8 tRNA genes and 2 rRNA genes are annotated in these 3,594 nt (G+C 53.6%); all 10 read left to right on the top strand.

Annotated elements, in window-relative coordinates:
- Nucleotides 1–2,372 (top strand): 23S ribosomal RNA (locus tag LH47_RS14475); the annotation flags it as partial.
- A gap of 117 nt (nucleotides 2,373–2,489) precedes the next feature.
- Nucleotides 2,490–2,606: ribosomal RNA gene (rrf, locus tag LH47_RS14470) — 5S ribosomal RNA — on the top strand.
- Between the two features lie 10 nt (nucleotides 2,607–2,616).
- Nucleotides 2,617–2,692: transfer RNA gene (locus LH47_RS14465), tRNA-Val, on the top strand.
- A gap of 47 nt (nucleotides 2,693–2,739) precedes the next feature.
- Nucleotides 2,740–2,816: transfer RNA gene (locus LH47_RS14460), tRNA-Met, on the top strand.
- A gap of 5 nt (nucleotides 2,817–2,821) precedes the next feature.
- Nucleotides 2,822–2,897 (top strand) — tRNA-Asp (locus LH47_RS14455).
- A gap of 162 nt (nucleotides 2,898–3,059) precedes the next feature.
- Nucleotides 3,060–3,135 (top strand) — tRNA-Phe (locus LH47_RS14450).
- Nucleotides 3,136–3,193: 58 nt separating this feature from the next.
- Nucleotides 3,194–3,269: transfer RNA gene (locus LH47_RS14445), tRNA-Thr, on the top strand.
- A gap of 9 nt (nucleotides 3,270–3,278) precedes the next feature.
- Nucleotides 3,279–3,354 (top strand) — tRNA-Lys (locus tag LH47_RS14440).
- A gap of 4 nt (nucleotides 3,355–3,358) precedes the next feature.
- Nucleotides 3,359–3,439 (top strand) — tRNA-Leu (locus LH47_RS14435).
- A gap of 4 nt (nucleotides 3,440–3,443) precedes the next feature.
- A tRNA-Gly gene (locus tag LH47_RS14430) sits at nucleotides 3,444–3,518 on the top strand.
- Nucleotides 3,519–3,594 lie beyond the last annotated feature (76 nt).

The raw sequence follows: 3,594 nt of genomic DNA, 5'->3' as shown, positions 1-3,594 counted from the left end.
CAGAAGGTAACAGCCCTGTAGTCGAAACTTCGTTCCCTCCTGAGTGGATCCTGAGTACGGCGGGACACGAGGAATCCCGTCGGAAGCAGGGAGGACCATCTCCCAAGGCTAAATACTCCCTAGTGACCGATAGTGAACCAGTACCGTGAGGGAAAGGTGAAAAGCACCCCGGGAGGGGAGTGAAAGAGAACCTGAAACCGTGTGCCTACAAGTAGTCAGAGCCCGTTTATGGGTGATGGCGTGCCTTTTGTAGAATGAACCGGCGAGTTACGATCTCGTGCGAGGTTAAGTCGAAAAGACGGAGCCGTAGCGAAAGCGAGTCTGAATAGGGCGTATAGTACGAGGTCGTAGACCCGAAACCAGGTGATCTACCCATGTCCAGGGTGAAGGTAGGGTAATACCTACTGGAGGCCCGAACCCACGCACGTTGAAAAGTGCGGGGATGAGGTGTGGGTAGGGGTGAAATGCCAATCGAACTTGGAGATAGCTGGTTCTCCCCGAAATAGCTTTAGGGCTAGCCTCGAGTGAAGAGTCTTGGAGGTAGAGCACTGATTGGGCTAGGGGCCCTCATCGGGTTACCGAACTCAGTCAAACTCCGAATGCCAATGACTTATACTCGGGAGTCAGACTACGAGTGATAAGATCCGTGGTCAAGAGGGAAACAGCCCAGATCACCAGCTAAGGTCCCAAAGTATACGTTAAGTGGAAAAGGATGTGGAGTTGCTTAGACAACCAGGATGTTGGCTTAGAAGCAGCCACCATTTAAAGAGTGCGTAATAGCTCACTGGTCGAGTGACTCTGCGCCGAAAATGTACCGGGGCTAAACGTATCACCGAAGCTGTGGGACGACTTGCGTCGTCGGTAGGGGAGCGTTCTAAGGGCGTCGAAGCTAGACCGGAAGGACTAGTGGAGCGCTTAGAAGTGAGAATGCCGGTGTGAGTAGCGAAAACAGAGGTGAGAATCCTCTGCACCGAAAGCCTAAGGTTTCCTGAGGAAGGCTCGTCCGCTCAGGGTTAGTCGGGACCTAAGCCGAGGCCGAAAGGCGTAGGCGATGGACAACAGGTTGATATTCCTGTACCACCTCCTCACCGTTTGAGCAATGGGGGGACGCAGGAGGATAGGGTCAGCGCGCGACTGGTTGTGCGCGTCCAAGCAGTTAGGCGCCTCAAGTAGGCAAATCCGCTTGAGTAGGCTGAGCTGTGATGGCGAGGGAAAAAAAGTACCGAAGTGCCTGATTCCACACTGCCAAGAAAAGCCTCTAGCGAGGTGAGAGGTGCCCGTACCGCAAACCGACACAGGTAGGCGAGGAGAGAATCCTAAGGTGCGCGGGAGAACTCTCGTTAAGGAACTCGGCAAAATGACCCCGTAACTTCGGGAGAAGGGGTGCTCCCTCGGGTGAATAGCCCAGGGGAGCCGCAGTGAAAAGGCCCAAGCGACTGTTTATCAAAAACACAGGTCTCTGCGAAGCCGTAAGGCGAAGTATAGGGGCTGACACCTGCCCGGTGCTGGAAGGTTAAGGGGAGCGCTTAGCGCAAGCGAAGGTGCGAACCGAAGCCCCAGTAAACGGCGGCCGTAACTATAACGGTCCTAAGGTAGCGAAATTCCTTGTCGGGTAAGTTCCGACCCGCACGAAAGGTGTAACGACTTGGGCACTGTCTCAACGAGAGACCCGGTGAAATCATAGTACCTGTGAAGATGCAGGTTACCCGCGACAGGACGGAAAGACCCCGTGGAGCTTTACTGCAGCCTGATATTGAATGTTGGTGCGACATGTACAGCATAGGTGGGAGACTGAGAAGCCTGGACGCCAGTCTAGGTGGAGTCGCCGTTGGGATACCACCCTTGTCGTACTGAGATTCTAACCCGCACCCCTGATCGGGGTGGGAGACAGTGTCAGGTGGGCAGTTTGACTGGGGCGGTCGCCTCCCAAAGCGTAACGGAGGCGCCCAAAGGTTCCCTCAGAATGGTTGGAAATCATTCGTAGAGTGTAAAGGCAGAAGGGAGCTTGACTGCGAGACCTACAAGTCGAGCAGGGACGAAAGTCGGGCTTAGTGATCCGGTGGTTCCGAATGGAAGGGCCATCGCTCAACGGATGGGCGTAGGAAATTTGAGAGGAGCTGTCCTTAGTACGAGAGGACCGGGATGGACGCACCGCTGGTGTACCAGTTGTTCCGCCAGGAGCACAGCTGGGTAGCTATGTGCGGAAGGGATAAGCGCTGAAAGCATCTAAGCGTGAAGCCCCCCTCAAGATGAGATTTCCCATCGCGTCAAGCGAGTAAGATCCCTTGAAGATGACAAGGTAGATAGGTCCGAGGTGGAAGCGTGGCGACACGTGCAGCTGACGGATACTAATCGATCGAGGACTTAACTAAACACATGAGAAAAGCGTAGGCCACTACGCAAGCCCTGTTATCTAGTTTTGAAGGAATAAAAAAAGCTTGACAACAAAAAATATTCCTTTATAATAACATTTGTCTAAAGCATTATTGCTCGGTGACGATGGCGGAGAGGTCACACCCGTTCCCATCCCGAACACGGAAGTTAAGCTCTCCAGCGCCGATGGTAGTTGGCGGGACACCGCCTGCGAGAGTAGGACGTTGCCGGGCAAGATGTAACGGAGGATTAGCTCAGCTGGGAGAGCACTTGCCTTACAAGCAAGGGGTCGGCGGTTCGATCCCGTCATCCTCCACCATATGTTATAAAGTGTATTGGAGCATTTTTCTCCATTCATTTCATCGTCGCGGGGTGGAGCAGCCAGGTAGCTCGTCGGGCTCATAACCCGAAGGTCGCAGGTTCAAATCCTGCCCCCGCAACCAATATTGGTCCCGTAGTGTAGTGGTTAACATGCCTGCCTGTCACGCAGGAGATCGCGGGTTCGAGTCCCGTCGGGACCGCCATTGTATGGTTTGGTAGCGCTCAGTCGGTAGAGCACGTTTGAGTTGACTTCTTTGGTAAGGCTACAGCGTACCGCTCGAGCTACATCTTAAGTAAGCAAACTGAGAGCGGGACGAAGGACGTTGTGCTTCTGAATAATTTAACGATAAAGCTACTATCTATATGGCTCGGTAGCTCAGTCGGTAGAGCAAAGGACTGAAAATCCTTGTGTCGGCGGTTCGATTCCGTCCCGAGCCACCATTTTGAATGATGTTGTCTTAGTTTGCTTCATCTAAAATTTTTATGCACTTCATATTATGCCGGCTTAGCTCAATTGGTAGAGCAACTGACTTGTAATCAGTAGGTTGCGGGTTCAAGTCCTGCAGCCGGCACCAGATCGTTTTGAGCCATTAGCTCAGTCGGTAGAGCATCTGACTTTTAATCAGAGGGTCGGAGGTTCGAGTCCTCCATGGCTCACCATGATGCGGGTGTGGCGGAATTGGCAGACGCACCAGACTTAGGATCTGGCGCCTCTGGCGTGGGGGTTCAAGTCCCTCCACCCGCATAATGCGGAAGTAGTTCAGTGGTAGAACACCACCTTGCCAAGGTGGGGGTCGCGGGTTCGAGTCCCGTCTTCCGCTCCAACATGCCTATGCCGGGGTGGCGGAATTGGCAGACGCACAGGACTTAAAATCCTGCGGTAGGTGACTACCGTGCCGG

It is taken from the genome of Anoxybacillus thermarum, assembly GCF_000836725.1.
In the GTDB taxonomy this organism is placed as follows: Bacteria; Bacillota; Bacilli; order Bacillales; family Anoxybacillaceae; genus Anoxybacillus; species Anoxybacillus thermarum.
Note: the sequence above shows the minus strand (reverse complement) of the source record. Positions and strands in the feature narration are given on the sequence as shown.